Here is a 25,602-nt window from a genome sequence, read left to right as displayed (position 1 = left end):
GAAACCATGACATCTCGCTGGACCACCGCAGTACTGGACACCGATCAACCGGGCGGCTGGGCCGTCGCACGCAGCCCCGAGGGTTTTCTGTTCGATGACAACGGCGTGCTGTTCCCACGGGAATGGCTCAAGCGCCAGGACTTGTCGATCCTCGCCGAGCATGGCATCGGCCATCTCGATGGCGAGCCGGTCTACCTGCTGGAACTGCGCAGCGCCAGCGAGTTGCCGGGCTGCAACTGGAAAGGCTTGCGGGCGTTCATGCTCGACGGCGATCACACGATTTACAAAGTGCTGGGCTATGCAGCGCAGATCGGGACGTGGGCCCGTGAACACCGTTTCTGCGGCAATTGCGGTCAGGCCATGACTCAAGTGCCACGGGAGCGGGCGATGTATTGCCAACCGTGCGATCTGCGCAGTTATCCGCGTATTTCGCCGAGCATGATCGTGCTGGTGACTCGTGGCGATGAAGTGCTGCTGGCGCGCTCACCGCGTTTCGTCACCGGGGTCTACAGCACGCTGGCGGGGTTTGCGGAGCCTGGGGAGTCGGCCGAGGATTGCCTGATTCGCGAAGTGCGAGAGGAAGTCAGCATCGAAGTGAAGAACATCCAGTACCTGGGTAGCCAGTGCTGGCCGTTCCCGCACTCGATGATGCTGGGTTTCCATGCCGAATACGCCGGCGGCGAAATTGTCTGTCAGGAAGACGAGATCGAGGACGCCCAGTGGTTCAACGTGCACGATCTGCCGCCGTTGCCGGCGTCAAAATCGATTGCCCGTTACCTGATCGACGTCTACGTGGCGCGGCGCTTAGGCCACGCTGAACCAGTGTTGCCAGGCTAGACGCACGGTCAACCCCAGCACCACGGTGATGAACACCGGACGAATGAACTTGGCGCCGCCGCTGATCGCGGTGCGCGCCCCGAAGAACGCGCCGACCATCACCGACAGGCCCATGCTCAGGCCGATGATCCAGTCCACCTGCCCGGAAAACACGAAGACCGACAGCGCCGCAATGTTGCTGACGAAGTTCATGCTGCGCGCCACACCGCTGGCCTTGACCAGATCGATCGGATAGAGCAGCAGGCTGCTGACGGTCCAGAACGCGCCAGTGCCGGGGCCAGCCACGCCGTCGTAGAAACCGAGGCTGAAGCCCTGGGTCGATTGCCACTTCTTCTTGATCGGTGCGTCGCTGTCCAGCGGTGCCTTCGGCGTGCCGCCAAACAACAGGTACAGGCCGCAGGCGAAGACGATCACCGGCAACATCTTGTTCAGCCACTCGGCTGGCAGATAGTGGGCGACGATGGCGCCGGTCAGTGCGCCGACCAGTGTGCCGACAATGGCGTGCATCCACTGCCGTGGGTGAAACAGCTTGCGCCGGTAGAAGGTGAAACTGGCGGTGGCCGAGCCGAAGGTCGAACTCAACTTGTTGGTGCCCAGCACCAGGTGCGGCGGCAGACCGGCGGTGAGCAACGCAGGCGTGGTCAACAGACCGCCACCGCCGGCGATGGCGTCGATGAATCCGGCAATGAAAGCGACAAGGGCCAGAACGGCCAGGGTAGTGAGGTCAACGCTGAGTTCGAAAGGCATGGAATCGGCTTATTCGGCAGGTTGCAGAGCTGGGCTGCGGGGAGGGCAGTCATGTTACTCATTTCCGGGTGTTGCGGCGACCCATAAGGCCCGGGCACCGAGGGTTCAACTGTTGCCCAGCCAACACGCACACAACAAATCACCCTCCCGTCATGCATCCCGATCACCTGAAGCCTCAATAAAACCGGGCTATCGAGGCTGGCACGCTTGCTGCTCTACCTCTCTCACCGTCATCAACTGTCCCGAGGACACGCCAATGAGTCAGCAAGCCGTGAAATTTGCCTACTGGGTGCCGAACGTCAGCGGTGGGCTGGTGGTCAGCAAGATCGAACAACGTACCGACTGGGGCATCGACTACAACCGCAAACTGGCGCAACTGGCCGAGGCGGCGGGTTTCGAATACGCCCTGACGCAGATCCGTTTCACCGCCGGCTACGGCGCCGAGTTCCAGCATGAATCGGTGGCGTTCAGCCACGCGCTGCTCGCCGCCACCAGCACGCTTAAAGTCATTGCCGCCATTCTGCCCGGCCCGTGGCAACCGGCGCTGGCGGCCAAACAGTTGGCGACCATCGATCAACTCACCAACGGCCGGATTGCGGTGAACATCGTCAGCGGCTGGTTCAAGGGCGAGTTCCAGGCCATCGGCGAACACTGGCTGGAGCACGACGAGCGCTATCGTCGCTCGGAAGAGTTCATCCGTTCATTGCGAGGGATCTGGAGTCAGGACAATTTCACCTTCCGTGGCGATTTCTATCGTTTCGATAACTACAGCCTCAAACCGAAACCGCTGGGCCGGCCGGAAATCTTTCAGGGCGGCAGCTCCCGTGCGGCGCGGGACATGGCGGCACGGGTGTCGGACTGGTATTTCACCAACGGCAACAGCGTCGAAGGCATCAAGGCCCAGGTCGATGACATTCGCGCCAAAGCGGCAGCGAACCATCATTCAGTCAAAATCGGGGTGAATGCGTTTGTCATTGCCCGGGATACCGAAGAAGAAGCCAAAGCGGTGTTGGCACAGATCATCGATCAGGCGGATCCGGAAGCGGTGAATGCCTTTGGTGATGCGGCGAAACAGGCGGGCAGGGCATCGCCGGAGGGCGAGGGCAACTGGGCGAAATCGACGTTTGAAGATCTGGTGCAGTACAACGACGGCTTCAAGACCAACCTGGTCGGCACGCCGCAGCAGATTGCCGAGCGGATCGTGGCGTTGAAAGCGGTGGGAGTGGATTTGGTGTTGGCGGGGTTCCTGCACTTTCAGGAAGAGGTGGAGTATTTCGGCAAGCGAGTGTTGCCGTTGGTGCGGGAGTTGGAAGCCAAAGCAACGCTGAAGCACAGCGCCGAAGTGGCCTGAAGACCCTTCCTGCACAATCTGCAGGAAGGATCGACGGCTTAATTACAGACCCAGCTCGGACAGCCCCGGATGATCATCCGGGCGTCGGCCCAGCGGCCAGTGGAACTTGCGCTCGCTTTCCTTGATCGGCATATCGTTGATGCAGGCATAACGCTGGAACATCAGGCCGTGCTCGTCGAACTCCCAGTTCTCGTTGCCGTAGGAACGGAACCAGTTGCCCGAGTCGTCGTGCCATTCGTAGGCGTAGCGCACGGCGATGCGGGTGTCGGAATACGCCCAGAGCTCCTTGATCAGGCGGTAATCCAGTTCCTTGGCCCATTTGCGGGTCAGGAAGCCTTTTGCTTCTTCGCGGTTGTTGGCGAATTCGGCGCGGTTGCGCCACTTTGTGTCGAGGGTATAAGCCAGCGATACGCGGTGCGGGTCGCGGGAATTCCAGCCATCCTCGGCCAGGCGAACTTTTTCAATGGCCGATTCACGGTTGAAGGGTGGCAATGGCGGACGCACTTCGGCTGCAGTAGACATGTTTGTCTCCCGATCAAATTAACGATTGAACAACTTGTCGCTTATTGAGGCTTTACAGGTCCAATAACTTTCGCGCCATGCATTGCGCATTATCGGCGGCACTGTGATCACCCATCACAAGCGCTACGGTAATGGCGCCGTCAATCAGGATCAGCAACTGTTTGGCCAGCAGTTGCGGGTCCTCGGCACCATGTTCGGTACACAGCTCGCACACGTAGTCGAGCAGCTTTTGTTTGTGGTCTTTGGCGACCAGGCGCACCGGATCCTGCGGATCGCCGGTTTCGCCACTGGTATTGATGAAGGCGCAGCCCCGGAAGCCTTCCGAGGCGAACCAGCCCTTGAGCACGGTAAACAGGTTGAGCAGGCGATCGGCCGGGGTTTCGGCCTGATCGACGGCGCTTCTGTACCAGTGCATCCAGCGCACGTCGCGGCGCTGCAGGGCGGCGACGGTCAGCTCCTCCTTGTTGGCGAAGTAGCGGTAGATACTCTTTCTGGAGACACCGGCGGTTTTCACCAGAAGATCCATTCCAGTGGCGGCGATGCCACTTTTGTAGATCAACTTTTCGGTGACATCCAGAATGATGTCGCGGGTCGTGTCGTTGCTAGTGATTTCGTTCATGTGGCGAACAGTAGAACGATCGTTCTCCTTGGTCAAATGTTTTTTATTTATCGTTCCCACGTCGAGGCGTCGAACCGTCTGCGTGGGAATGCCTCAAGGGACGCTCCGCGTTCCAGCTCTGGAAGGGACGCGGAGCGTCCCGGGCTGCATTCCCACGCAGAGCGTGGGAACGATCAATCAGGCGGGAAGACCCGAAGGAGTTGATGGTGTAAGCTCTCGGGTTCTTCGGATTCGACCCATTGCGAGCCCTATGCCGTTGCTTTTCAAACGCTCTCTGCTGCCCAAGTTGCGCAGCTTTCCGCTGACCGCCGAGGCCGTGACCATTCTGTCCGGCGCCGCCGAGTTCCGTCGTTGCCTGCTGGAGAAAATCGCCCAGGCGACCCAGCGCATCTACCTCGTCGCGCTCTATCTGCAAAATGACGAAGCCGGTCAGGAAATCCTCGATGCCTTGCACGCCGCCAAACTCAAGCGTCCCGAGCTTGAAATCGTTGTGGTCGTCGACTGGCTGCGCGCCCAGCGCGGCTTGATCGGTGCCGGCAAGCAGCCAGGCAACTCGGCCTGGTATCAGGAAATGACCCGCACTCACCAGAGCGTGGTGCCGGTCTACGGCGTGCCGGTGCAGACTCGTGAGCTGTTCGGCGTGCTGCACCTCAAAGGCTTCGTGATCGACGATTGTGTGGTCTACAGCGGTGCGAGCCTGAACAACGTCTATCTGCACAAGTTCGACAAGTACCGCTTCGACCGTTATCACGTGCTGCAGAGCCGGGAACTGGCGGATTCGATGCACCATCTGGTCAAGCACGGCCTGATCGAATCCAAAGCGGTGCATCGCCTCGACTTGCCGAACCTGCCGACCACCCGCAGCCTGCGCAACGACATCGGCGACCTGCGCAGCCGCCTCAAATACGCGACGTACGACACCAGCGCCGGCAGCACGGCGCATACCGGCCTGTCCGTCAGCCCGTTGCTCGGTGTGGGCAAGAACAACCCGCTGAACCGGGTGATTCTGGAGCTGATCGCCAGCGCCCAGAAGCAACTGACCATCTGCACGCCGTACTTCAACCTGCCACTGGGGGTGATCCGCGAGATCAACCGGGCGCTGGCTCGTGGCGTGAAGATCGACATCGTGGTCGGCGACAAAACGGCCAACGACTTCTACATTCCGCCGACCGAGCCGTTCAAGGTGATCGCCGCGCTGCCGTATCTCTACGAGATCAGCCTGCGCCGTTTCGCCAAGCGCCATCAGCGCAACATCGACAGCGGCCAGTTGAACCTGCATTTGTGGCGTGAGGGCGACAACAGCTATCACCTCAAGGGCATGTGGATCGATCAGCGCTACACCTTGCTGACCGGCAACAACCTCAACCCGCGGGCGTTCCGTCTCGATCTGGAAAACGCCTTGCTGATCGATGACCCGAAAGGCGAGTGGCTGGAGCCTCGGCGTCTGGAGCTGGAAAACATCTTCGAACACACCCAGCGAATCGCACGATTCCAGGATCTGGAAGCCTTGCCGGATTACCCGAGCGGGGTGGCCAAGTTCCTCAAACGCGTGAGCCGGGTACGGGTCGAGCGGTTGCTGTACCGGATTCTGTAAGACCGGAAAACGAAAATCCCCCGAACGCAGGACGCGTCCGGGGGATTTTTTTATGCGCCGAACTCAGTTCAGACCGAGCTTGCCACGCAAGGTCGACAGGTCTTCGGCCAGGGTATTGACCGGGCCGACCAGCGCCTTGCGGTCGTTTTCCTTCACTTTGTCATAGGTCTCGAAGCCGCCGTCCTTGGTCTTGTACTTGGCCAGGATCTTGTCCACGGTGGCGAAGTTCTTGTCGACTTTGGCCACGAAGGCTTTGTCCTGTTTTTCGATCTGCGGACGGAACAGGTCGACGATTTTCTTCGCGCCGTCGATGTTGCCCTGGAAGTCATAGAGGTCGGTGTGGCTGTAACGGTCTTCTTCACCGGAGATCTTGGTGGCAGCGACTTCTTCCAGCAGGGCGGCAGCGCCGCCCACGACTTTCTCGGGCGGGAAGGTCAGGCCGGCGACGCGGGTCTGCAGGTCCTGGACGTCTTTATCCAGTTTGTCGGCCAGATCGTTCAGGCCCTGGGTGCTCTTCTCCGAGAACAGCGAGTACTCGAGGCGGTGGAAACCGGTGAAGTCTTCAGCCTTCACACCCTTTTCGTGGTCATCGACGCGGGAGTCGATGGATGCATCGAGGTCACTGAACAGCTCGGCAATCGGCTCGATCGACTCGTAGTAGACGCGAGTCGGTGCATAGAGCTTCTGCGCGGTGGCCAGGTCGCCCTTTTTCACGGCATCGGTGAATTGCTTGGTGTGGGTGCCCAGTTGGTCCAGTTGCTCGGTGACGTAGATCTTGTAGTCCGAAACCGGCCCGACCAGATCCAGCGGTGCGGTCGCCGCGAACGCCGACAGCGGGGTGTTGAGTAGACCGAGGGTCAGCAATAACGCGATGGGCGTCTTTTTCATGGGGGCGGCTCCTGTTGAATGCTATGCAGTTGTTTTTGGTTGGGTAGCGTTGAGCAACGAGCGACCGATGAAATCCTTGTCGCCCGTAACACCCGGCAGGGTGAAGAAGTAACCGCCGCCGACCGGCTTGAGGTATTCCTCCAGCGGCTCGCCATTGAGGCGGGTCTGCACGGTGATGAAGCCTTTTTCCAGATCGGCCTGGTAGCAGATGAACAGCAGGCCCATGTCGAGCTGGCCGTTCTTGTTCACGCCGTTGGAATAGTTGAACGGCCGACGCAGGATCAGGTTGGCCTGGCTCGCGGCGGTGCGCGGGTTGGCCAGGCGGATGTGCGCGTCGAGCTTGGTCAGCTTGCCTTCCGGATCCTTGCTGTAATCGGGGACTTCGGTCTCATGGCTGGCGCCCATCGGCGCGCCGGTGGTTTTGACTCGGCCGATGATGCTTTCCTGCTCCTGCAACGGCGTGCGGTCCCAGCGCTCGACGAAGTTGCGGATGATCCGCACCGCCTGATAACTGCCGTGAACGGCCCAGGCCGGCTCGTCGCTGCCCGGTTGCACCCACACAATGCGATCCATGGCTTTGCCATCGTTGGAATCCGGGTTGGCCGAACCATCGCGAAAACCCAGGAAGTTACGCGCCGATTGCGCTGGCACACCGGGTTTCGCCGGGGCTTGCGGCGGCACGCTGCCTTCCTGTTTCCAGCGCACCAGCAGCAGGTCCGGCAGGTTCTTCACGATGTCGCGCAGGGCGTGGATGTTGGTGTCGGCGGTGTTGGAGCAGAACTGCAGGCTCAGGTCGCCGTGGCAGCAATCGGCCTCCAGCGCATCGTTGGGGAAACCGACCATGCGAATCAGGCGCTTGGGCTTGGCAGAGGCGAGGCCGAAACGCTCGTCGAACAGCGATTCGCCCACCGACACGGTGATGGTCAGGTTGTCCGGCGTGACCACCGGGCCGAGGATGCCGGAATCCGGCGGCGGCAATTTTGGATCGATCTGCGCCACCGGGCCGCCCTTCATCAGGAACGCGATGCGCTCGTTGAGGGTGCGGAACAGGCGTTCGAGGTCTTCGCGGTCGCTGGCCAGCACATCGAATGACACCAGCATGCCGGACGCCGGACGCGGGGTAACGATGCCGGTCTGGTGCGCGCCATGAAAGTCGTGGTGATCCTGGGTCTTGTCGCTGCTCGGCGCTTCGGTGACTTGCGCAGGCGCTGCGGCCATCGCCGGGCAGCTCAGGGCGGTACCGGCCAGTGCGACACCGGCGGCGCCCATGCCCATCAGTACGCGGCGACGTTGCAGGTTGAAGTGTTCGGAATCGTTCATCGGTATTCGTCTTCTACTTACAGGCCGGAGAGGCCGAGGGCGGGATCAATGGCGTCGAGGGCGTCGGCCAGAGCCTTGGCCTTGTCGGCGATCTGCTTGCGTTGCTCACCGTTGACGGTGTCGTAACTGGCGTAGCCGTCCTTGACCTTGAAGCCGTTCAGCGTGGTATCGAAATCAGCCAGCGCGCTGTCGATTTTCGGCAGCAGGTCGGCGGCGGATTTGCTCAGCATCGGGCGCAGCAATTCGACGACTTTGTGCGCCGTCTCCAGATTGGCCGCGAAGCCGTTGAGGTCGCCGTGGCTGTAGCGTTCCTCTTCGCCGCTGGCGGCGCGCACGTCGGCCAGGGTGTTGAGGTTGCGCACGAGGATTTCCACCAGTTGCTCCGGTGGCAGCGACTGGGCCAGCAACTGTTGTTTCAGCGTGGTGACGTCGCCCAACAGGCGTTCGGCAACCGGCGACAGACCGTCGAGGCTGCGTTGCTGGAACAATGCGTACTCGATGCGGTGGAAGCCGACGAAGGCCGGATCCTGCTCGCGTTTCTCGAAGTAATCGGCGCGGGCGTTGATGCTGTTGTCCAGCTCGGCCAGGCGTTGTGCGGCCGGGGCCAGACGCTGGTACGCGACACGGGCCGGCAGGTACGCCGCTTGAGCCTGGGCCAGATCGCCGCTGGTGATCGCTTGATTGAGCGCCGTGACGGCTCTGATCAGCGCGCTGCTCTGGGTGGCCAGATAGACACGGAATTCCGACAGCGGCCCGACGAAAACGACCATCGACGGCTTGGCCTTGGCGGCGGCATCGGAGGCTGCGGTCGGCGTCACATGCAGCACGCCGCGCGGGTTGCTCAGCAGGCCGCAGGTGATGGCGTAATCGCCGGGTTGCAGGTTGGCGTTGATCACCTGGCTCAGGCCCGGAGCGATGTTTTCGCGCTCTTCGATCACCAGCACGCCGTCGAGGATTTCCCATTCCACCGCCCGATCGGAGCGGTTGACGATGCGGAAACTGGCACGGCCGGCCGGCACGCTCAGCTCGTTGGGCTCGCAACTGCCGGGGTGGATGTTGACCACCACTTCGTCGTGGTTGTGCTGACGCTTGGCCGCAGCCATTTTCGAGGCGTAGTAGAACAGGCCACCGGCGGCGATCATCACGACCACCGAACCGGCCACCGCCCAGCGCAAGGCGCGGGGAGGGGAGGCCTGAGGAATATTAGGCTTTGACATGGAGGCCCTTATTGGCTGGAAGCGGAATTCGAAGCGGCGGCTTTGGGCGCAGGGGCGGAGGCCGGATAGAAGAACATCACCAGCGCCACCACCAGGTAGATCAGGTAGGCGCCGAGGGTGCTGACGGTCGGGGCATCCTGATAACCGAACATGCCGGCCAGCACCGAGCCCAGCGGGCCGTCCATTGGCAACGTCGCGCTGAAATCGAAGAGCACGGTTTGCAGGTGATTCCACACCCCGGCTTCATGCAGTGCCTGCACCGAGTTGGAGAGGATCCCGGCAGCGACCACGAGGATGAACAGCCCGGTCCAGCGGAAGAACGCCGACAGATTCAGGCGCATGCTGCCGCTGTAGATCAGGAAACCGACGACGATGGCCAGGATCAGGCCGAGCAGGGCACCGATCGGCGCGCCCGGGCCTTCGCTCTGCTGGAACACGGCGAGCAGGAAGAACACGGTTTCCAGTCCTTCCCGGGCGACGGCGAAAAACACCATGGCGATCAGCGCGATGACCTGATGCTTCGATGCGGTCAGCGCATGATCGAGGGATGCCTGCAGCGAATGCTTGATCGAACGCGCGACCTTGCGCATCCAGAACACCATGGAGCTGAGAATGCCCACGGCGACGAGGCCGACCACGCCTTCGAACAGTTCCTGCTGTTTCTGCGGGAATTCGGCGCTGACCAGTTCCAGGCCACCACCCACCAGCAGCGCCAGCGCAGCGGCGAGAAATACGCCGATCCACACCGCCGGCATCCATTGGCCACGGCCGGTCTGTTGCAGGTAGCTGGCGATAATGCCAACGATCAGCGCGGCTTCAATGCCTTCACGCAGCATGATCAGAAAGGGAACGAGCATTCGGCATCCACTGTGTAACGAAATGAGGTTACAAGTTGTAACATAATGAAAGTCATTCTCACATGGCACTCATTGACATTTACCTGAACGGTAGCTGAACAAGCTTGAAGATCAACCATTCTCAAATACGCAACGGACATTCCCGGATGGAGCGAGCCGTGCCAGGGCAGCTGCGTTAAGATGCCTGCCACCCGAACAACAACAGGATTTGCCTCGATCCATGTCGGAAAAAGACACCATCGCCATTCAACTGGTGCGCGAAGCACTGCTGCAAAGTTGTGCCCCGGGCGTGGCCACGGAAGAAGTCTTGAACAAGGTCGGCATCGATCCGGCGCTGCTGCCCACCGATGACGCCCGCGTCCCGGCCAGCCAGTACGCACGATTGTGGCGACTGCTGGCGCGGCGCGGCGATGACGAGTTCTTTGGCATGGACCCGCGCAAGCTGAAGTCCGGCAGCCTGGAGTTCCTCTGCCGCAGCGCGATGGCCCAGCCGAATCTGGCTGCCGGTTTGAGCGCCGGTTTGAATTTCCTGTCGCTGATGCTTGAGCGCATGCCGGCGCAACTGGTGCACCAGCAAAGCCTGGCGGAGATCGTCCTGCTGGAGGACGACCCCGAGCCGCGCCGGGCCTTCACCTATTTCACTTACTGGATGATCGTCCACGGCGTGGCCTGCTGGCTCGCGGGGCGGCGGATTCCGATCCTGGCCATTGAATTGCGCTGCCCGGCGCCGGACTTCTGCGACGACTACCGGGTGATGTTCTCCGAGAACCTGCGCTTCGATCGGCCACGCACGCGGATGATCTTCGCCGCCGAGGTGCTGGATCTGCCGATCAAGCGCAGCGCCGAGGAGTTGAAGCGTTTTCTGGCCCATGCCCCGGCCAACATTCTGGTGAAGTACCGCGACCCGGAAAGCCTTGCGAGCCGGATCAAGCAGGATCTGCGTCAGTTGCCCGCCGAACAGTGGCCGGAAACCGAAGCCCTGGCCCAGCAGCTGTGCATGTCGGCTTCGACCCTGCGCCGGCGCCTGGCTGAAGAAGGGCAGACGTACCAAGGCCTCAAGGACAGCGTGCGCAAGGAACTGGCGATCATCTGGCTGGCGGAACCTTCGATCAGTTTTGTCGACATCGCCACACGCCTGGGGTTTGCCGATGCGAGCTCGTTCTACAAGGCGTTTCGCAAGTGGTCAGGGACCAATCCTGGGCATTACCGCAGCCTGATTCTCAACGAAGCGGTCTGACTCGTCACCGACTCACCGACTCACCGACTCACCGCCAACTCTCGTTCCCACGCTCTGCGTGGGAATGCCTCAAGGGACGCTCCGCGTCCGCTTTTGGCTGGGACGCGGAGCGTCCCGGGCTGCATTCCCACGCAGAGCGTGGGAACGATCAGTTGTAACCGGATTCTTGGCCAAACCAGTCATCCACTTTGAGGGCTTTGACCATTGCCGCCGCCGGCGTGCGGCGCGAGTATTCCTCTGTTGTTTACGGTTCCCCAACCTAATAAAAACACAGAGGGATTCTGGCAATGCGCGATTACTTGTCTGCCACCCAGCAGTTTGATTATCAGCACACCGTGGACGCCGCACTCAGCGGCACGCTCGAGGCGCTCAACGCCTGCGTCGAATGTTGTGACCGTCACGCCTTGCCGGGGCGCATCGCGCTGTTCTGGGAAGGCCGCGACGGCGCCAGTGCGACTTACACCTTCAGCGATCTGCAGGACAAAGCCGCGCGTTTCGCCAATTTCCTTCTCGCCCAAGGCGTGCAGAAGGGCGACAAGGTCGCCGGCCTGCTGCCGCGCAATATCGAATTGCTGATCACCGTGTTCGCCACTTGGCGCATCGGCGCGGTGTATCAACCGCTGTTCACCGCGTTCGGCCCGAAAGCCCTCGAACATCGCCTGAACAGTTCCGGCGCAAAAGTGGTGGTGACCGATGCGGTCAACCGGCCGAAACTCAGTGAAGTCGCCGACTGCCCGACGCTGGTCACCGTCGGCGGTCCGAAAGGCCAGGGCATCGTCCGTGGCGACTTCAGTTTCTGGGCCGAGCTGCCCAACCATTCCAATGTCTGCGAACCGGTCATGCTGACCGGCGAAGACCCGTTCCTGCTGATGTTCACCTCGGGCACCACCGGCCCGTCGAAAGCGCTGTCGGTGCCGCTCAAGGCAGTCGTGGCGTTCCAGAGCTACACCCGCGATGCCGTGGATCTGCGCCCGGAAGATGCGTTCTGGAACGTTGCCGATCCGGGCTGGGCCTATGGCATCTATTTCGGCGTCACCGGCCCGTTGTCGATGGGCCACCCAATCACCTTCTACGATGGCCCGTTCACCCTCGAAAGCACCTGCCGGGTCATCAACAAATACGGCATCACCAACCTCACCGGGTCGCCTACGGCGTATCGCCTGTTGATTGCCGGTGGCGATGAGTTCGCCAAATCGATCAAGGGCAAGCTGCGCATCGTCAGCAGCGCCGGCGAACCGTTGAACCCGGAAGTGATCCGCTGGTTCGCCGACAACCTCGGCGTGGTCATTCATGACCACTACGGCCAGACCGAACTGGGCATGGTCCTGTGCAATCACCATGGCCTCGAACACCCGATCCACCTCGGCGCCGCCGGTTTTGCTTCGCCGGGCCATCGCATCGTGGTGCTCGACGAGCAGAACAACGAACTCGGCGTCGGTCAGCCAGGCATTCTCGCCATCGACCGCACGCAATCGCCAATGTGCTGGTTCGCCGGTTACGAAGGTGCACCGACCAAGGCCTTCGTCGGCGATTACTACCTGAGCGGCGACACCGTCGAGTGGAACCCGGACGGCAGCATCAGCTTCGTCGGTCGCAGCGATGACGTGATCACCACTTCCGGCTATCGCGTCGGCCCGTTCGACGTGGAAAGCGCACTGATCGAGCACCCGGCGGTGGTCGAAGCGGCGGTGGTCGGCAAACCCGATCCCGAGCGCACCGAACTGGTGAAAGCCTTCGTCGTGCTCAACCCGCAATACCGCGCCGAACCGGCGCTGGCTGAAGAACTGCGTCAGCACGTGCGCAAACGTCTGGCCGCGCATTCGTACCCCCGTGAAATCGAATTTGTCAGCGAGTTGCCGAAAACCCCGAGCGGCAAATTGCAGCGCTTTATCTTGCGCAACCAGGAAATCGCCAAGGCTCAAGAGGCTGCGGCGCACAACGTTTCAGCTTGAATCCAAGGAAACAGTCATGCAGATCGAGAACAAGGTTTTTATCGTCACCGGCGGTGCGTCCGGGCTGGGTGCAGCCACCGCTGAGCTGTTGGTTGCCGCCGGCGCCAAAGTGATGCTGGTGGACATGAACGCCGAAGCCGTCGCCGCTCAGGCTCAACGCCTCGGTGCGCAAAGCGTAGTGGCCGACATCAGCAACGAAACCGCCGCCGAAGCCGCCGTACAGGCTACGGTAAAAGCTTTCGGTAGCCTGAATGGTCTGGTGAACTGCGCCGGTATCGTCCGGGGCGAGAAGATCCTCGGCAAGAACGGCCCGCATGCGCTGGCGAGCTTCGCGCAGGTGATCAACGTCAACTTGATCGGTAGCTTCAACATGCTGCGCCTCGCAGCGGCAGCGATTGCCGAAAGCGAAGCCAACGCCGATGGCGAACGCGGCGTGATCATCAACACCGCGTCCGTCGCTGCGTTCGACGGCCAGATTGGCCAGGCCGCGTATTCCGCGTCCAAAGGCGCCATCGCCAGCCTGACCCTGCCTGCCGCCCGTGAACTGGCGCGCTTCGGCATCCGCGTGATGACCATCGCCCCAGGCATTTTCGAAACCCCGATGATGGCCGGCATGACCCCGGAAGTGCGCGACTCGCTGGCCGCTGGCGTGCCGTTCCCGCCGCGCCTGGGCAAACCTGCCGAGTACGCCGCGCTGGTGCGGCATATCATTGAAAACAGCATGCTCAACGGCGAGGTGATCCGTCTCGACGGTGCCTTGCGCATGGCCGCCAAATAAGGAGGATTTCTCATGACTATCTCCAACGATCCGATTGTCATTGTCAGTGCCGTTCGTACCCCGATGGGCGGCTTCCAGGGCGAACTGAAAAGCCTGACTGCGCCGCAACTGGGCGCCGCTGCAATCAAGGCTGCGGTTGAGCGTGCCGGTGTCGCCGCCGATGCGGTCGATGAAGTGTTGTTCGGCTGCGTACTACCGGCCGGTCTCGGTCAGGCGCCTGCGCGTCAGGCTGCACTGGGTGCCGGGCTGGACAAATCCACCCGCTGCACCACCGTCAACAAGATGTGCGGTTCAGGCATGGAAACCACCATCCTGGCCCACGACATGCTGCTGGCCGGCAGCGCCGATGTGGTGATCGCCGGCGGCATGGAAAGCATGTCCAACGCGCCGTACCTGCTGGACCGCGCCCGTGCCGGTTACCGCATGGGCCACGGCCGGGTGCTGGATTCGATGTTCCTCGACGGTCTCGAAGACGCCTACGACAAGGGCCGACTGATGGGCACCTTCGCCGAGGATTGCGCTGAAACCAACGACTTCAGCCGCGAGGCTCAGGACGCCTTTGCCATCGCCTCGACCACCCGCGCCCAGCAGGCGATCAAGGACGGCAGCTTCAAGGCCGAAATCGTTCCGCTGACCGTGACCGTCGGCAAGGAACAAGTGGTCATCAGCAACGACGAACAGCCGCCAAAAGCCAAACTGGACAAGATCGCTTCGCTGAAACCGGCGTTCCGCGAGGGCGGCACCGTAACCGCAGCCAACTCCAGTTCGATCTCCGACGGCGCAGCGGCACTGGTGCTGATGCGTCAGTCGCAAGCGCAGAAACAAGGACTGAAACCACTGGCGGTGATTCACGGCCACGCAGCATTCGCCGATACTCCGGGCCTGTTCCCGGTGGCACCGATCGGTGCGATCAAGAAGCTGATGAAGAAAACCGGCTGGTCGCTGGATCAGGTCGATCTGTTCGAAGTCAACGAAGCCTTTGCCGTGGTCGGCATGGCGGCGATGACCCACCTGGAAATCCCCCACGACAAGCTCAACATCCACGGCGGCGCCTGCGCCCTGGGCCACCCGATCGGTGCGTCCGGCGCGCGGATTCTGGTGACCTTGCTCTCGGCCCTGCGCCAGAAAGGCCTGAAACGTGGCGTTGCGGCGATCTGCATCGGCGGCGGCGAAGCCACGGCGATGGCCGTCGAGTGCGTTTGAACCGAGTGAAGGATTTGCCATGATTCCCAATGACGACCAACAACAAATCCGCGATATGGCCCGGCAGTTTGCCGAGGAACGGCTGAAACCGTTCGCCGCCGAGTGGGATCGCGAGCACCGCTTCCCGAAAGAAGCCATTGGCGAAATGGCCGGACTGGGCTTCTTCGGCATGCTGGTGCCGGAGCAGTGGGGCGGTTGCGACACCGGTTACCTGGCCTACGCCATGGCCCTGGAAGAAATCGCCGCTGGCGATGGCGCCTGCTCGACGATCATGAGCGTGCACAACTCAGTGGGCTGCGTGCCGATCCTCAAGTTCGGCAACGACGACCAGCGTGAACGCTTCCTCAAGCCGCTGGCCAGTGGTGCGATGCTCGGTGCATTCGCGTTGACCGAACCGCAGGCCGGCTCTGACGCCAGCAGCCTGAAAACCCGTGCACGGCTGGAAGGCGATCACTACGTGCTCAACGGCTGCAAACAGTTCATCACCTCCGGGCAGAACGCCGGGATTGTGATCGTGTTTGCGGTCACCGACCCGAGCGCCGGCAAACGCGGGATCACGGCGTTCATCGTGCCGACCGACTCGCCGGGCTACAAAGTCGCTCGCGTCGAAGACAAGCTCGGCCAGCATGCCTCGGACACCTGCCAGATTCTGTTCGAAGACGTGAAAGTGCCGGTGGCCAACCGTTTGGGTGAGGAGGGCGAGGGCTACAAGATCGCCCTGGCCAACCTCGAAGGCGGCCGCGTCGGCATCGCTTCGCAATCGGTGGGCATGGCCCGCGCCGCGTTCGAAGCGGCGCGCGATTACGCCCGCGAGCGCGACACCTTTGGCAAGTCGATCATCGAGCACCAGGCCGTGGCCTTCCGTCTCGCGGACATGGCGACCCAGATCGCCGTGGCGCGGCAGATGGTGCATTACGCCGCCGCCCTGCGCGACAGCGGTCAGCCGGCGCTGGTCGAAGCGTCGATGGCCAAGCTGTTCGCCTCGGAAATGGCCGAGAAGGTCTGCTCCATGGCGTTGCAAACCCTCGGCGGTTACGGTTACCTGAACGACTTCCCGCTGGAGCGCATCTACCGCGACGTGCGGGTCTGCCAGATTTACGAAGGCACCAGCGACATTCAGCGCATGGTCATTTCGCGCAATCTTTGAGAAGGAATCTGCACATGAGTTACGAAACGATTTTGCTGGAAACCCATGGTCGCGTCGGCGTCATCACCCTGAACCGCCCGCAGGCGCTGAACGCCCTGAACGCGCAACTGGTCAGCGAAGTGAACCGCGCCCTCGATGGCCTGGAAGCCGATGCGAACATTGGCTGCATCGTCATCACCGGTTCGAAAAAAGCTTTCGCCGCCGGCGCCGACATCAAGGAAATGGCGGATCTGACCTATCCGCAGATCTACATGGACGACCTGTTCAGCGACAGCGACCGCGTGGCCAACCGTCGCAAGCCGATCATCGCTGCGGTCAACGGCTTCGCTCTCGGCGGTGGCTGTGAACTGGCGTTGATGTGCGACTTCATCCTGGCCGGCGACAACGCCAAATTCGGCCAGCCGGAAATCAACCTTGGCGTGCTGCCGGGCATGGGCGGCACCCAGCGCCTGACCCGCGCCGTGGGCAAGGCCAAAGCGATGGAGATGTGCCTGAGCGGGCGCTTGATCGACGCGGTGGAAGCCGAGCGTTGCGGCATCGTCGCGCGGATCGTGCCGAGTGATGAACTGCTGGATGAAGCGCTGAAAGTCGCGGCGGTGATCGCCAGCAAATCGTTGCCGATTGCGATGATGGTCAAGGAAAGCGTGAATCGCGCGTTCGAAGTGAACCTGACTGAAGGCGTGCGATTCGAGCGTCGGGTGTTCCATGCGGCGTTTGCGACGCAAGATCAGAAAGAAGGGATGGCGGCGTTTGTGGCCAAGCGGCCTGCCGAGTTCCAGGGCAAATAACGCGGTGCCCTCAAGAGCCCCCTCACCCTAACCCTCTCCCAAAGGGAGAGGGGACTGACCGGGGGATATTGAAGAGATACGCCGACTTGAAAGATCGCCTGTGAATCCATAATCGACTCGATCTTTCAGGTCGATATATGACGCCAGACACCTCGGTCGGCTCCCTCTCCCTCCGGGAGAGGGCTGGGGTGAGGGGGCAGGCGTTACTCGGTTACAACTGATAGTTCTTCAACTCCCGAGCAATCACCATCCGCTGTATCTCGCTCGACCCCTCATAAATCTGGGTAATCCGCGCATCCCGGTAATATTTCTCCACCGGGTAATCCTCCAGATACCCATACCCGCCATGAATCTGAATCGCTGACGAACACACCTTCTCGGCCATTTCCGACGCAAACAGCTTGGCCTGCGAAGCTTCCGACAGACACGGTTTGCCCGCCGTGCGCAGCCGTGCCGCATGCAAGATCATCAAGCGTGCCGCGTTGATCTGCATCTGCATGTCCGCCAGCAGGTTGGCGATGCTCTGGTGCTCGATGATCGCCTTGCCGAACTGCACCCGATCACGGGCGTAACCCAGCGCCGCTTCAAACGCCGCACGGGCGATGCCCAGTGCTTGCGCCGCGATGCCGATGCGTCCGCCTTCCAGGTTGGAAAGGGCAATCGCCAGGCCTTTTCCGCGTTCACCCAACAGATTCGCTTCGGGAATGCTGCAATTGTTCAGCGTCACCGCGCAGGTGTCCGACGCGCGAATGCCCATCTTGTGTTCGGTACGGTCAACGATGAACCCCGGCGTATCAGTCGGCACCAGAAACGCCGAGATACCGCGCTTGCCCAGATCCGGATCGGTCACCGCAAACACGATCGCCAGTTTCGCCCGCTTGCCGTTGCTGACAAATTGCTTGGCGCCGTTGATCACCCATTGCCCGTCACGCAGTTCAGCGCGGGTGCGCAGGTTGTGCGCTTCGGAGCCGGCCTGGGGCTCGGTCAGGCAGAAACAGCCGATCACCGCGCCACTGGCCAGGTCCGCCAGCCAGGTCTGTTTCTGTTCTTCGCTGCCGTAGTTGAGCACCGGCCCGCAGCCCACCGAGTTGTGAATGCTCATGAACGCGCCGGTGGCGCCGTCGCCGGCGGAAATCTCTTCCACCGCCAGTGCATAGGCCACGTAGTCGACATAGGTGCCGCCCCATTCTTCCGGCACCACCATGCCCAGCAGCCCGAGTTCGCCCATCTTCGCCACCAGACCGTCATCGATCCAGCCGGCCTTTTCCCAGGCTTGGGCGTGGGGGGCGATTTCGCCACGGGCGAAGTCCCGGGCCATGTCGCGGATCATTACCTGGTCTTCAGTCAATTCGAGATCGTGCATGGCTCAGCTCCCGCTCTCAGCGAAACCGTGGAAGAAACTCGCGATGTGCTCGGCGTGCAGCGCGGCAAGGCTCGGCGGGTTCCAGCGTGGTGATTTGTCTTTGTCGATCAGCAAGGCGCGCACGCCTTCGATCAGGTCGCCGCGTTCGAACCACTGACGATCCAGATGCAGTTCGAGGGCGAAGCAGTGTTCCAGGCTCAGGTGCCGGCCGCGACGCAGCATTTCCAGGGTCACGCCCATGGCCAGCGGCGAGCGGGTTTCCAGCAGGTCGGCGGTAGTGGTCGCCCATTCATGGCTGTCGGCGACGGTCACGGCACGCAACTGCTCGACGATGCTCGGCACGTCGGGCAACGCGAAGAAGTGGTCGATGGCCGGGCGCAAGGCTTCAAGCGGCGCATCCGGCAGGGTTTGCACGGCGTGGCGGGCCAACAGGCTTTGCAGGTCTTTCAACGGCGTGTCGTGCCATTGCAACTGATCGAGTTGCTCGTCGAGGGTGCCGAGTTTGCTGCTGTCCAGATACCAGTCGGCGAGGCCGCAATACAGCGCATCCGCCGCACGAATCTGCACGCCGCTGACGCCCAGGTAAATGCCCAGTTCGCCGGGAATGCGCGGCAGGAAATAACTGCCGCCGACATCCGGGAAATACCCGATGGCCACTTCCGGCATTGCCAGTCGGCTCTTCTCGGAGACCACCCGCAGATCGGCGCCTTGCACCAGGCCCATGCCACCGCCAAGGACAAAGCCATCCATCAGCGCCAGCACCGGTTTGCGGTAGTGGTGGATCGTCAGGTCGAGGGCGTATTCCTCGACGAAGAAATCTTCGTGCAGCGTGTCGCCGCTTTTATGGCTGTCGTACAGGGAACGAATGTCGCCACCGGCACAGAAGGCTTTCTCGCCGGCACCGCGCAGCACGACCGCGTGGATATCGGCATCAGCGGCCCAAGCGTCCAGGTATTGCTGGAGCTGGCGCACCATGTCGAGGGTCAGGGCATTGAGGCCGGCGGGGCGATTGAGGGTCAGATGACCGATGTGATTGCGAACCTCGGCCAGCACTTCGTGTGGCGTGGCATCCATGGACGAAGTCCGCGGGGATGAAGCCTGAGCAGTCATCACTAACTCCCTGCTTTTATTGTCTTTATTCGAGAAGCTCGCGCGCGAGCGTTACCGGATCGTAACAGTGCAAATTTGCCGTGTACAACGGGGATATGTGCATGGGGTGTCTGCATTTTTGCCTTGACCACAAAATGAAAAATTGTGGCCGGAGCGCTGGCGCCTGCTAGGCTGCGCGGCGGTTGCGACGAGCCGGCAGACAGACCTTCGCTTCAATAGCGTCTGCAACAGAACCCCAGAGTTTTTTTTCACCAGAGCTCAACGCGCAATGGAGGCGCACCATGTCAATAACAAGGTATTCAACAGGCAGACTGATCGTTGTGTTGCTACTGCTGCTGACGGTTATCAATGTCGCAGCGTTGGCGTTTGTCCTGCGTGGCGGGCTTTCCAGGGTGTATGGCATGGAGATGATCAGGACCAAAGAACCCTTGCTGATCGCGGGGCGTGGCGATGATGAACACTATTACGTGCTGCCCGTCAGCACGACGCTTTATTACGACAAAAGCTATCCCGAAGGTTTTAGTCGTTACATGGTCTTTTTCAATCACAAGGGTGTTATTGCCGGCGATCCAGTGCCGATCAAGCCCGAGTATGGAGGGTCATTGATTGATCCTCGTTGGTTGTCGAGCGTCGATGCCGATGCGTTGAAAGACATTTTCCAACGTTTTCCTCTCTCGAAAAAAGACATCGCCGCCGCTATCAAGGCCAATGAAATCACCAAAGAGGATCTGACGGACATCATCCGGTCGATGCCGGATTGATCGCTTGCGGGGCGTTGTCGCCATATGTCGCGCTCAGGTGAACACCTGACCAATGCTCCGCCGCTTGGCATGCAGTTCACTGGCATGAATCAACCGCTCCAGATCCTCCGGCGTGACATCGATAAACGCCTCCATGTCCGCCAGCGCCAGTTTCAGGTCTTCAGCCGTGATGGCCTGCGTATCGATCGGCGCCACGGCAGGCGCGGGTTCGGCCGGGCGTTTCGGGTAACGGATCCGAGTCAGGTTGTTGTACGCCAGTGCGGCGAGCAGCAGGCAGGCGGCGCTGAGCATCACCGGTTCCAGGGCTTTCCAGTCCATGGCGATGGTCGCCGGGTCGGCCAGCACCATCGTCAATGCCACGGCGCCGGCCGGTGGGTGCAGGCAGCGCAGCCAGCACATCAGGATCAGTGCCATGCCCGCCGCCAGGCAAGCGCTGCCCAGGGTTCGGCCGAGGACGTGGGCCACCAGCAATGCCAGGACACCCGCACACAGGTAGCCGCCGATGATCGACCACGGCTGGGCGAGGGCGCCGGAGGACACGGCGAACAGCAACACCGCCGAGGCGCCCAGCGGGCCGATCAGGTGGTAGGCGACTTCGATGCCGAACACCTGACTGCACGCCCACACACTGAACAACGTGCCCAGCGCCATACCGATGGCGGCGCGGCTCCATTCGGTGGGACGGGTGTTGATGGCGGCGGGCAACCAGCGAGCGAGCATGAAGAACCGATCCTCTTGGGGAAACTGAAGGCAAAAAAAAGGACTTGTCCGTCAATCCGGAAAGTCCTTCGAAGTGTTCCAACTATTGGGGGAGGAACGTGCACAGTGTGCCAAGCAATCTCGATGCTGACAAATTCATATAAATGCATCTTCAATGCATTATTTATGAAGTAAAGCCACTCGCCGTCCGCTCATGAAGCACAGGAAACCGCCCATCGCGGTCAGCGCGCTGAGCGCGTAGAACATGGTCGGCGCCGGCGTGTGCATCAGCAGGAAACCGCAGATCACCGGACTCAATGCACCGCCCAATGCTGCGAGGTTCTGCGCGCCGTAATAACTGCCGCGCAATTCTTCCGGGGCCAGGGTGTCGACGAACAGGAACTCCGACGGATAAATGATCATCTCGCCGAGGGTGAAAATGAACATTGCGATGCACCAGCTCACCAGGCTGTCGGCGAGGCTGAAACCGATCAGGCCGAGAATGAACAGACTGGTGCCGGCGGCAATCCAGTAGCGCAGTTTTTCCCGGTTGAGAAAGCGGCCTATCTGGTACTGCAACAGGATCACCGCGATGGCGTTGCAGGCGAGCAGGGCGGCCATGGTTTGCAGGGCGCGCTGCGAGTCTTCGACCACCAGCAGGTATTGCGACAGGTACAGCGTGAAGCGCCCGTGGACCACGGTGCTGAGCAGACAGCCGCAGGTGAACATGATCAGCGTGCGGTCGTTTTTCAGGGTAATCAGGGTTTTCAGGAAGCTTTGCGGCTGACCGATGGCGGCGACCGGGCTGGCGTCCTTGGGAATGCCGATCATCAGGAAGATGCTGCCGAAAGCGATACCGGCGGCAATCAGGAACGGCGCAATCGGGTACACCCCGGCGATCACTACACCCAGCATCGGGCCGGTGGCGTAGCCGATGTTGGTCAGGGTGTAGCGCAGGGAAAACGCCTTGGCCCGCTGACCCATGGGCAGGTTTTCACTGAGGATCGCCTTGGAACCGATCAGGAACAACGCCGAGGCAGTTTCGGTGATGACCAGGGTCGCGGTGGTCAGGTACAGGTCTTTGGCGAAGGTCAGCAGCACGAAACCGATAGAGCTGGAAAGCATGGCGAGGATCAGCAACCGACGCTTTTCCAGTCGGTCGATGATGTAGCCGCCGTACAGCGCAAGCAGGGTGGCGATGAACACCGCGATGCCCAGCAACAACCCGACGTCCTGTTGGTTGAGGCCGAGCTTGTTGCTCAAAAACAAGGTGAGCAAAGGGCTGGTGATGGCGCGGCTGACGACGATGGTCAGCGAGACGATCATCAGGCGGCGGATAACGAGCGAGTAGGTGGCCACGGAAAATCAAATGTCCTTATTCGGTTAACAGGTGCTCGAGATCGCGCACGGAATCCAGCGTTTGCAGTTGCCGCAACTGCGCCAGCAGCCGTTCAGCCTTGGCTGCTGAACTCACGCGCAACGCCAGACTGAGAAACTTCTCCTCCAGCGCCGCTTCGCTCAACGGATTGCCCGGCGCGCCCAGCGGCACCTCGACACACAGGCTCGCCTGACGCCCGTCGCGGGTTCGAACAATGACCACCGGCTCGCCATCCTCCGACAGACGCTCATCCACTTCAAGGCGAATGCGCGTCAGCCATTGCGCAATGCGCGGATCGTTGCGCGGCTGTTCATCGTAAGCCTCGAGTCGACAGTGCCCGTGCACCAGTCGCGCGGCGAGCGCGTAGGGCAGACTCATCTGCGCGGCGGCCAGGCTGCGGGTGTCGCGACCACCGCACATGTCGAGCAGAAACCCGCACAGGTTCACCTGGACGTCTTCCACCTGATCGGCGCCGACCTGCAATTGCTCCAGCAACAAGCCGAGCGCATCGATCGCCGAATGAGTGCCACGGCAGGCGGCGTAGGGTTTGATCGAACAGCGCGCGAGTTTCCAGACCTGTCCCAACTCGGCGTCCAGTGCATCCGGTTGTGCGCTGCCCGACGCGAGGGTCTTGAGAAATCCACCCCAGACATCATCGAACAACACCGATGGCCCGCTGACGCCTTCGCGAGCAAAACGCGCCGCCAGCAGACCACCTTCGGCCGCACGGCCACTGTGCAGTTTCTTGCTTTGCGAACCGTCATGGATGAACGCCCACAACCCGCCGCTGAAACTGCCGGCGATGCCCAGCGCCGATACGGTTTGCCCTGCATCCAGGGCAAAGATCCGCGCACAGGCCGCCGCCGCGCCGAACACGCCGCAGGTGGCGGTGGAGTGCCAACCGGCGCCGTTGTGCGCGGAATAACTGCCGCAGGCTTCCAGAACCCGTCGACCGATTTCGTAGCCGATCACCACGGCGGTGATGAACTCGCGACCGTCCACCGGCCGATCCACCAGCGACAGCGCGGCCATCACCGCCGGCAGCACCACCGCGCCGGAATGATCGCAACCGCCGGTATCGTCCAGTTCCAGCGCATGGGCGGCGATGCCGTTGAGCAATGCTGCATGCCCGGCGCCGACACGCAGTGATGAACCCCAGACCAGTGCGGTGCCCGGTTCGGCGCCGAACACCTGCCGAGCCTGAAGCGCGACCGCACTGTCGGCCCCGGCCAGCGCGGCACCGAAGGTATCGAGAATGTGTCGCTTGGCCTGTTCCACCAACGCCGGGGGCAGATCTTCAAACCGGGTCTCGACGCAAAACTGCGCCAGCCGCTGCATGCGTTGGGTCATACGAGGTAGTCCCGATAATGGCGCTCATACACGGAGGCCGGGTGATCCTGCGCGACTGGCGCCGCCGTTTGCGACCACCATTGTGCGACTTCGGCACCGGTGGCGATCCACACGTCGTCGTGCTGCTGAATGCCTTGCAGCAATTCACGCAACACACCGATACGCCCCGGCGTGGCGATGATTTCCGGGTGCAGGCGCAGCACGTAGCTCAGGCCGAAGCGGTGGAACCCGGCGAAGTCCATTTGCAGGTTACCGAGGGTGTGGCTGTAGGAAGCGATTCGCGATTGAGCCGGCGGCACGGCCGGGCTCAGGTTGAAGGCGAAATAGGGTTCGTCTTCCAGTTCGTAATGCAGCGGCAGCTCGACCACGTCGGGCGCGGTCGGGTGACAGAACGGCAGGTCATCGCCACGCCATGAGGAAGACCAGTGAATGCCGTGATCTTTCAAGGCTTCGATGAATCCCGGTGCACCGTTGCCCGCAGGAATCCGGAAACCGGTCGGACGCACGCCGGTCAACGTTTCCAGTGCTGCACAACCCTTGGCGACTTCCGCACTCTGCGCCGCCAGATCCAGCGTGTCGTAATCCTGATGGCGGTAGCCGGCGCAGGCGATTTCATGGCCGTCAGCCTGTATCGCGGCGATGTGCTGCGGATTTTCCTCGGCGACGATGCCGGGCACGAACCAGCTGCTGCGCACCCCGAGCTCCCTGAGCAGGCCGAGCAAGCGCTCGACACCCCGTTGCGTGCCGTAGCGCCACACCGACAGCGTCTTGTCGCGCCCGGCGACTTCCGGGGCCTGGGTGAGAATACCGTGGATGTCGTTGTAATCGACGGACAGCACCACCGCGCAGCGTTTGCCGGCGGGCCAGAGGTTGTCAGCGTCAGCCATGGTGATGCTCCTTCAGCCACCAGCGAGCGACGTCACGGCAGGTGGCGAACCACACGTCATCGCGCTGGCGCATGTGTTCGAAGAGTTTCTCCAGCAACAGGATGCGCCCCGGTTTGCCGGTGATTTTCGGGTGGAACAGGGTGGTCAGGCACAGACCCTCGTCCATCGCGCCGTCGTACTCGCGTTGCCAGTTGTCGAGGGTCAGCTCATAGCTGGCGGTGCGGTCGAGCCCGGACGGGAAGTTCGGTGCGCGGGTGTAGGCGAGGGAGGCGTAGTCGTCCATTTCCCAGCGGCCGGGGATCTCCACCAGCGGGGTGTCGTGGCCGGGGACGTTGACCAGATACGGGCGATCGTCGCCGCGCATGCTGCTGGAATAGATGACGCCGTTGTCGGCCAGCATCGCCGGGGTTTCGGCACGCCAATCACCGGACGGGGTGCGAAAACCCTCGGCGCGGATGTGCAGGTATTGCCAGAAGACGTCGCGGGACTTGTTCATCACGGCCTGCTGCTGGTCCAGCGTCAGGGCGTAGAAGGATTCGTGCTTGTAGCCGTGGTAGGCGACTTCATGGCCGCGCTCGACGATGGCCTGGCACTGTTTCGGCCAGTTTTCCACGACCCACGCGGGGACAAAGAAAGTGGTCGGGATCTTGAAAGTGTCGAGCAGATCCAGCAGGCGCGGCAAGGCGCGGTAGGGGCCGTAGCCGCCGAAGCCGAAGTATTCGGGTTTGTGCCAGATCGAGCCGTTGAGCATCGCATCGCCGGTCGGGCCGTCGAGGTCGAAGGCCAGGGCGAGGCAGGCTTTGTGCTGGTCGGGCCAGGTGGGTTGTTGAGGGGCGGACATGGGTGTGGCGCTCCGATGGTATTGACAAGCTTTCCCTCACCCCAGCCCTCTCCCGGAGGGAGAGGGAGCCGATCGGGGTGATCTTGAGATGTACATCGACCTGTGCAATCGAGTCGAACTCAGGTCCTGAAAAAATCAAATCGAACTCAGGTTCTG

24 protein-coding genes are annotated in these 25,602 nt (G+C 61.7%); 10 read left to right on the top strand and 14 right to left on the bottom strand.

The window, feature by feature from the left end; all coding sequences use genetic code 11:
• The first annotated feature begins 6 nt into the window (after nt 1–6).
• Nucleotides 7–837 (top strand): NAD(+) diphosphatase, encoded by an 831-nt coding sequence (gene nudC / locus AC07N4_RS02660; RefSeq protein WP_493064882.1) that lies wholly within the window; start codon nt 7–9, stop codon nt 835–837.
• Here the strand turns inward: nudC and AC07N4_RS02655 are convergent.
• Nucleotides 805–1,584 (bottom strand): TSUP family transporter, encoded by a 780-nt coding sequence (locus AC07N4_RS02655; RefSeq protein ID WP_027611974.1) that lies wholly within the window; start codon nt 1,582–1,584, stop codon nt 805–807. The two genes, nudC and AC07N4_RS02655, sit on opposite strands and share 33 nt — an antisense overlap.
• A 256-nt stretch (nt 1,585–1,840) precedes the next feature.
• On the opposite strand from AC07N4_RS02655, the gene sfnG reads away from it, so the two are divergent.
• Nucleotides 1,841–2,935: a dimethylsulfone monooxygenase SfnG gene (gene sfnG, locus AC07N4_RS02650; RefSeq protein ID WP_493064881.1), complete on the top strand. Its 1,095-nt coding sequence runs from the start codon at nt 1,841–1,843 to the stop codon at nt 2,933–2,935.
• A gap of 42 nt (nt 2,936–2,977) precedes the next feature.
• On the opposite strand, the gene AC07N4_RS02645 is transcribed toward sfnG, so the two are convergent.
• Both AC07N4_RS02645 and AC07N4_RS02640 read right to left on the bottom strand, forming a co-directional pair.
• Nucleotides 2,978–3,457, bottom strand: a complete 480-nt coding sequence (locus AC07N4_RS02645; RefSeq protein ID WP_096821490.1) for a nuclear transport factor 2 family protein — start codon at nt 3,455–3,457, stop codon at nt 2,978–2,980.
• A gap of 52 nt (nt 3,458–3,509) precedes the next feature.
• A complete protein-coding gene (locus tag AC07N4_RS02640) occupies nt 3,510–4,076 on the bottom strand; it encodes a TetR/AcrR family transcriptional regulator (RefSeq protein ID WP_096821489.1) in 567 nt (188 codons plus the stop codon).
• 250 nt (nt 4,077–4,326) lie between these two features.
• On the opposite strand from AC07N4_RS02640, the gene pssA reads away from it, so the two are divergent.
• A complete protein-coding gene (gene pssA / locus AC07N4_RS02635) occupies nt 4,327–5,670 on the top strand; it encodes a CDP-diacylglycerol--serine O-phosphatidyltransferase (protein WP_096821488.1) in 1,344 nt (447 codons plus the stop codon).
• 63 nt (nt 5,671–5,733) lie between these two features.
• On the opposite strand, the gene efeO (AC07N4_RS02630) is transcribed toward pssA, so the two are convergent.
• The 4 genes from efeO (AC07N4_RS02630) to efeU are packed head-to-tail and all read right to left on the bottom strand — an operon-like array spanning nt 5,734 to nt 9,952.
• Nucleotides 5,734–6,558, bottom strand: coding sequence for an iron uptake system protein EfeO (gene efeO, locus AC07N4_RS02630; protein ID WP_096821487.1), 825 nt, complete (start codon nt 6,556–6,558; stop codon nt 5,734–5,736).
• A gap of 21 nt (nt 6,559–6,579) precedes the next feature.
• Nucleotides 6,580–7,878, bottom strand: coding sequence for an iron uptake transporter deferrochelatase/peroxidase subunit (gene efeB / locus AC07N4_RS02625; protein ID WP_192558073.1), 1,299 nt, complete (start codon nt 7,876–7,878; stop codon nt 6,580–6,582).
• Between the two features lie 17 nt (nt 7,879–7,895).
• Complete coding sequence (efeO, locus tag AC07N4_RS02620) at nt 7,896–9,095, bottom strand: iron uptake system protein EfeO (protein ID WP_493064880.1); 1,200 nt, start codon at nt 9,093–9,095, stop codon at nt 7,896–7,898.
• Nucleotides 9,096–9,103: 8 nt separating this feature from the next.
• Entirely contained in the window at nt 9,104–9,952 is an 849-nt protein-coding gene (efeU, locus tag AC07N4_RS02615) for an iron uptake transporter permease EfeU (RefSeq protein WP_096821484.1), read from the bottom strand.
• A gap of 220 nt (nt 9,953–10,172) precedes the next feature.
• Here efeU and AC07N4_RS02610 point away from each other — a divergent pair, with 220 nt between their 5' ends.
• The 6 genes from AC07N4_RS02610 (at nt 10,173) to AC07N4_RS02585 (ending at nt 17,057) form a co-directional block, all read left to right on the top strand.
• Nucleotides 10,173–11,189 (top strand): AraC family transcriptional regulator, encoded by a 1,017-nt coding sequence (locus AC07N4_RS02610; protein ID WP_102620046.1) that lies wholly within the window; start codon nt 10,173–10,175, stop codon nt 11,187–11,189.
• A 287-nt stretch (nt 11,190–11,476) separates the two neighbouring features.
• A complete protein-coding gene (locus AC07N4_RS02605) occupies nt 11,477–13,141 on the top strand; it encodes an AMP-binding protein (RefSeq protein WP_096821482.1) in 1,665 nt (554 codons plus the stop codon).
• A gap of 16 nt (nt 13,142–13,157) precedes the next feature.
• Nucleotides 13,158–13,919, top strand: coding sequence for an SDR family NAD(P)-dependent oxidoreductase (locus AC07N4_RS02600; RefSeq protein ID WP_096821481.1), 762 nt, complete (start codon nt 13,158–13,160; stop codon nt 13,917–13,919).
• A 12-nt stretch (nt 13,920–13,931) separates the two neighbouring features.
• The gene (locus AC07N4_RS02595) at nt 13,932–15,122 is read left to right on the top strand and encodes an acetyl-CoA C-acyltransferase (RefSeq protein WP_085745585.1); all 1,191 of its coding nucleotides are present in this window, start codon (nt 13,932–13,934) and stop codon (nt 15,120–15,122) included.
• Nucleotides 15,123–15,141: 19 nt separating this feature from the next.
• Nucleotides 15,142–16,269 (top strand): acyl-CoA dehydrogenase, encoded by a 1,128-nt coding sequence (locus tag AC07N4_RS02590; RefSeq protein WP_493064879.1) that lies wholly within the window; start codon nt 15,142–15,144, stop codon nt 16,267–16,269.
• A 14-nt stretch (nt 16,270–16,283) separates the two neighbouring features.
• Nucleotides 16,284–17,057, top strand: a complete 774-nt coding sequence (locus AC07N4_RS02585) for an enoyl-CoA hydratase (protein WP_457380034.1) — start codon at nt 16,284–16,286, stop codon at nt 17,055–17,057.
• Nucleotides 17,058–17,268: 211 nt separating this feature from the next.
• On the opposite strand, the gene AC07N4_RS02580 is transcribed toward AC07N4_RS02585, so the two are convergent.
• Both AC07N4_RS02580 and AC07N4_RS02575 read right to left on the bottom strand, forming a co-directional pair.
• Nucleotides 17,269–18,420, bottom strand: coding sequence for an acyl-CoA dehydrogenase family protein (locus AC07N4_RS02580; RefSeq protein WP_102620043.1), 1,152 nt, complete (start codon nt 18,418–18,420; stop codon nt 17,269–17,271).
• Between the two features lie 3 nt (nt 18,421–18,423).
• Nucleotides 18,424–19,530, bottom strand: coding sequence for an enoyl-CoA hydratase/isomerase family protein (locus tag AC07N4_RS02575; RefSeq protein ID WP_493064878.1), 1,107 nt, complete (start codon nt 19,528–19,530; stop codon nt 18,424–18,426).
• Between the two features lie 281 nt (nt 19,531–19,811).
• Between AC07N4_RS02575 and AC07N4_RS02570 the strand changes: the two genes are divergently transcribed.
• The gene (locus AC07N4_RS02570; RefSeq protein ID WP_493064877.1) at nt 19,812–20,291 is read left to right on the top strand and encodes a hypothetical protein; all 480 of its coding nucleotides are present in this window, start codon (nt 19,812–19,814) and stop codon (nt 20,289–20,291) included.
• 33 nt (nt 20,292–20,324) lie between these two features.
• Here the strand turns inward: AC07N4_RS02570 and AC07N4_RS02565 are convergent, their stop codons facing one another.
• The 5 genes from AC07N4_RS02565 to AC07N4_RS02545 form a co-directional block, all read right to left on the bottom strand.
• A complete protein-coding gene (locus AC07N4_RS02565) occupies nt 20,325–21,011 on the bottom strand; it encodes an HPP family protein (RefSeq protein ID WP_493064876.1) in 687 nt (228 codons plus the stop codon).
• A 159-nt stretch (nt 21,012–21,170) separates the two neighbouring features.
• Nucleotides 21,171–22,349 (bottom strand): MFS transporter, encoded by a 1,179-nt coding sequence (locus tag AC07N4_RS02560; RefSeq protein ID WP_493064875.1) that lies wholly within the window; start codon nt 22,347–22,349, stop codon nt 21,171–21,173.
• A gap of 16 nt (nt 22,350–22,365) precedes the next feature.
• Nucleotides 22,366–23,718 carry an MmgE/PrpD family protein gene (locus AC07N4_RS02555; protein ID WP_493064874.1) on the bottom strand — a complete coding sequence of 451 codons (1,353 nt, stop codon included), beginning with the start codon at nt 23,716–23,718 and terminating at the stop codon, nt 22,366–22,368.
• Nucleotides 23,715–24,605, bottom strand: coding sequence for a polysaccharide deacetylase family protein (locus AC07N4_RS02550; RefSeq protein ID WP_493064873.1), 891 nt, complete (start codon nt 24,603–24,605; stop codon nt 23,715–23,717). Before AC07N4_RS02550 ends, AC07N4_RS02555 begins: the two co-directional genes overlap by 4 nt.
• Complete coding sequence (locus AC07N4_RS02545) at nt 24,598–25,446, bottom strand: polysaccharide deacetylase family protein (RefSeq protein ID WP_102620037.1); 849 nt, start codon at nt 25,444–25,446, stop codon at nt 24,598–24,600. The genes AC07N4_RS02550 and AC07N4_RS02545 overlap by 8 nt, the downstream gene beginning before the upstream one ends.
• Nucleotides 25,447–25,602: the final 156 nt, after the last annotated feature.

The organism is Pseudomonas sp. GW821-FHT09E04 (genome assembly GCF_059416185.1).
Note: the sequence above shows the minus strand (reverse complement) of the source record. Positions and strands in the feature narration are given on the sequence as shown.

Bases quoted from the DNA above. Each gene is read 5' to 3' on its own strand.
- AC07N4_RS02655 (WP_027611974.1), bottom strand. From the start codon at position 1,584: ATGCCTTTCGAACTCAGCGTTGACCTCACTACCCTGGCCGTTCTGGCC.
- sfnG (WP_493064881.1), top strand. From the start codon at position 1,841: ATGAGTCAGCAAGCCGTGAAATTTGCCTACTGGGTGCCGAACGTCAGC.
- AC07N4_RS02570 (WP_493064877.1), top strand. From the start codon at position 19,812: ATGTCAATAACAAGGTATTCAACAGGCAGACTGATCGTTGTGTTGCTA.
- efeU (WP_096821484.1), bottom strand. From the start codon at position 9,952: ATGCTCGTTCCCTTTCTGATCATGCTGCGTGAAGGCATTGAAGCCGCG.
- AC07N4_RS02575 (WP_493064878.1), bottom strand. From the start codon at position 19,530: ATGACTGCTCAGGCTTCATCCCCGCGGACTTCGTCCATGGATGCCACG.
- AC07N4_RS02640 (WP_096821489.1), bottom strand. From the start codon at position 4,076: ATGAACGAAATCACTAGCAACGACACGACCCGCGACATCATTCTGGAT.
- AC07N4_RS02545 (WP_102620037.1), bottom strand. From the start codon at position 25,446: ATGTCCGCCCCTCAACAACCCACCTGGCCCGACCAGCACAAAGCCTGC.
- AC07N4_RS02605 (WP_096821482.1), top strand. From the start codon at position 11,477: ATGCGCGATTACTTGTCTGCCACCCAGCAGTTTGATTATCAGCACACC.
- AC07N4_RS02550 (WP_493064873.1), bottom strand. From the start codon at position 24,605: ATGGCTGACGCTGACAACCTCTGGCCCGCCGGCAAACGCTGCGCGGTG.
- efeB (WP_192558073.1), bottom strand. From the start codon at position 7,878: ATGAACGATTCCGAACACTTCAACCTGCAACGTCGCCGCGTACTGATG.
- AC07N4_RS02555 (WP_493064874.1), bottom strand. From the start codon at position 23,718: ATGACCCAACGCATGCAGCGGCTGGCGCAGTTTTGCGTCGAGACCCGG.
- efeO (WP_493064880.1), bottom strand. From the start codon at position 9,095: ATGTCAAAGCCTAATATTCCTCAGGCCTCCCCTCCCCGCGCCTTGCGC.
- AC07N4_RS02580 (WP_102620043.1), bottom strand. From the start codon at position 18,420: ATGCACGATCTCGAATTGACTGAAGACCAGGTAATGATCCGCGACATG.
- AC07N4_RS02645 (WP_096821490.1), bottom strand. From the start codon at position 3,457: ATGTCTACTGCAGCCGAAGTGCGTCCGCCATTGCCACCCTTCAACCGT.
- AC07N4_RS02585 (WP_457380034.1), top strand. From the start codon at position 16,284: ATGAGTTACGAAACGATTTTGCTGGAAACCCATGGTCGCGTCGGCGTC.
- AC07N4_RS02565 (WP_493064876.1), bottom strand. From the start codon at position 21,011: ATGCTCGCTCGCTGGTTGCCCGCCGCCATCAACACCCGTCCCACCGAA.
- AC07N4_RS02600 (WP_096821481.1), top strand. From the start codon at position 13,158: ATGCAGATCGAGAACAAGGTTTTTATCGTCACCGGCGGTGCGTCCGGG.
- AC07N4_RS02595 (WP_085745585.1), top strand. From the start codon at position 13,932: ATGACTATCTCCAACGATCCGATTGTCATTGTCAGTGCCGTTCGTACC.
- pssA (WP_096821488.1), top strand. From the start codon at position 4,327: ATGCCGTTGCTTTTCAAACGCTCTCTGCTGCCCAAGTTGCGCAGCTTT.
- nudC (WP_493064882.1), top strand. From the start codon at position 7: ATGACATCTCGCTGGACCACCGCAGTACTGGACACCGATCAACCGGGC.
- AC07N4_RS02610 (WP_102620046.1), top strand. From the start codon at position 10,173: ATGTCGGAAAAAGACACCATCGCCATTCAACTGGTGCGCGAAGCACTG.
- AC07N4_RS02590 (WP_493064879.1), top strand. From the start codon at position 15,142: ATGATTCCCAATGACGACCAACAACAAATCCGCGATATGGCCCGGCAG.
- efeO (WP_096821487.1), bottom strand. From the start codon at position 6,558: ATGAAAAAGACGCCCATCGCGTTATTGCTGACCCTCGGTCTACTCAAC.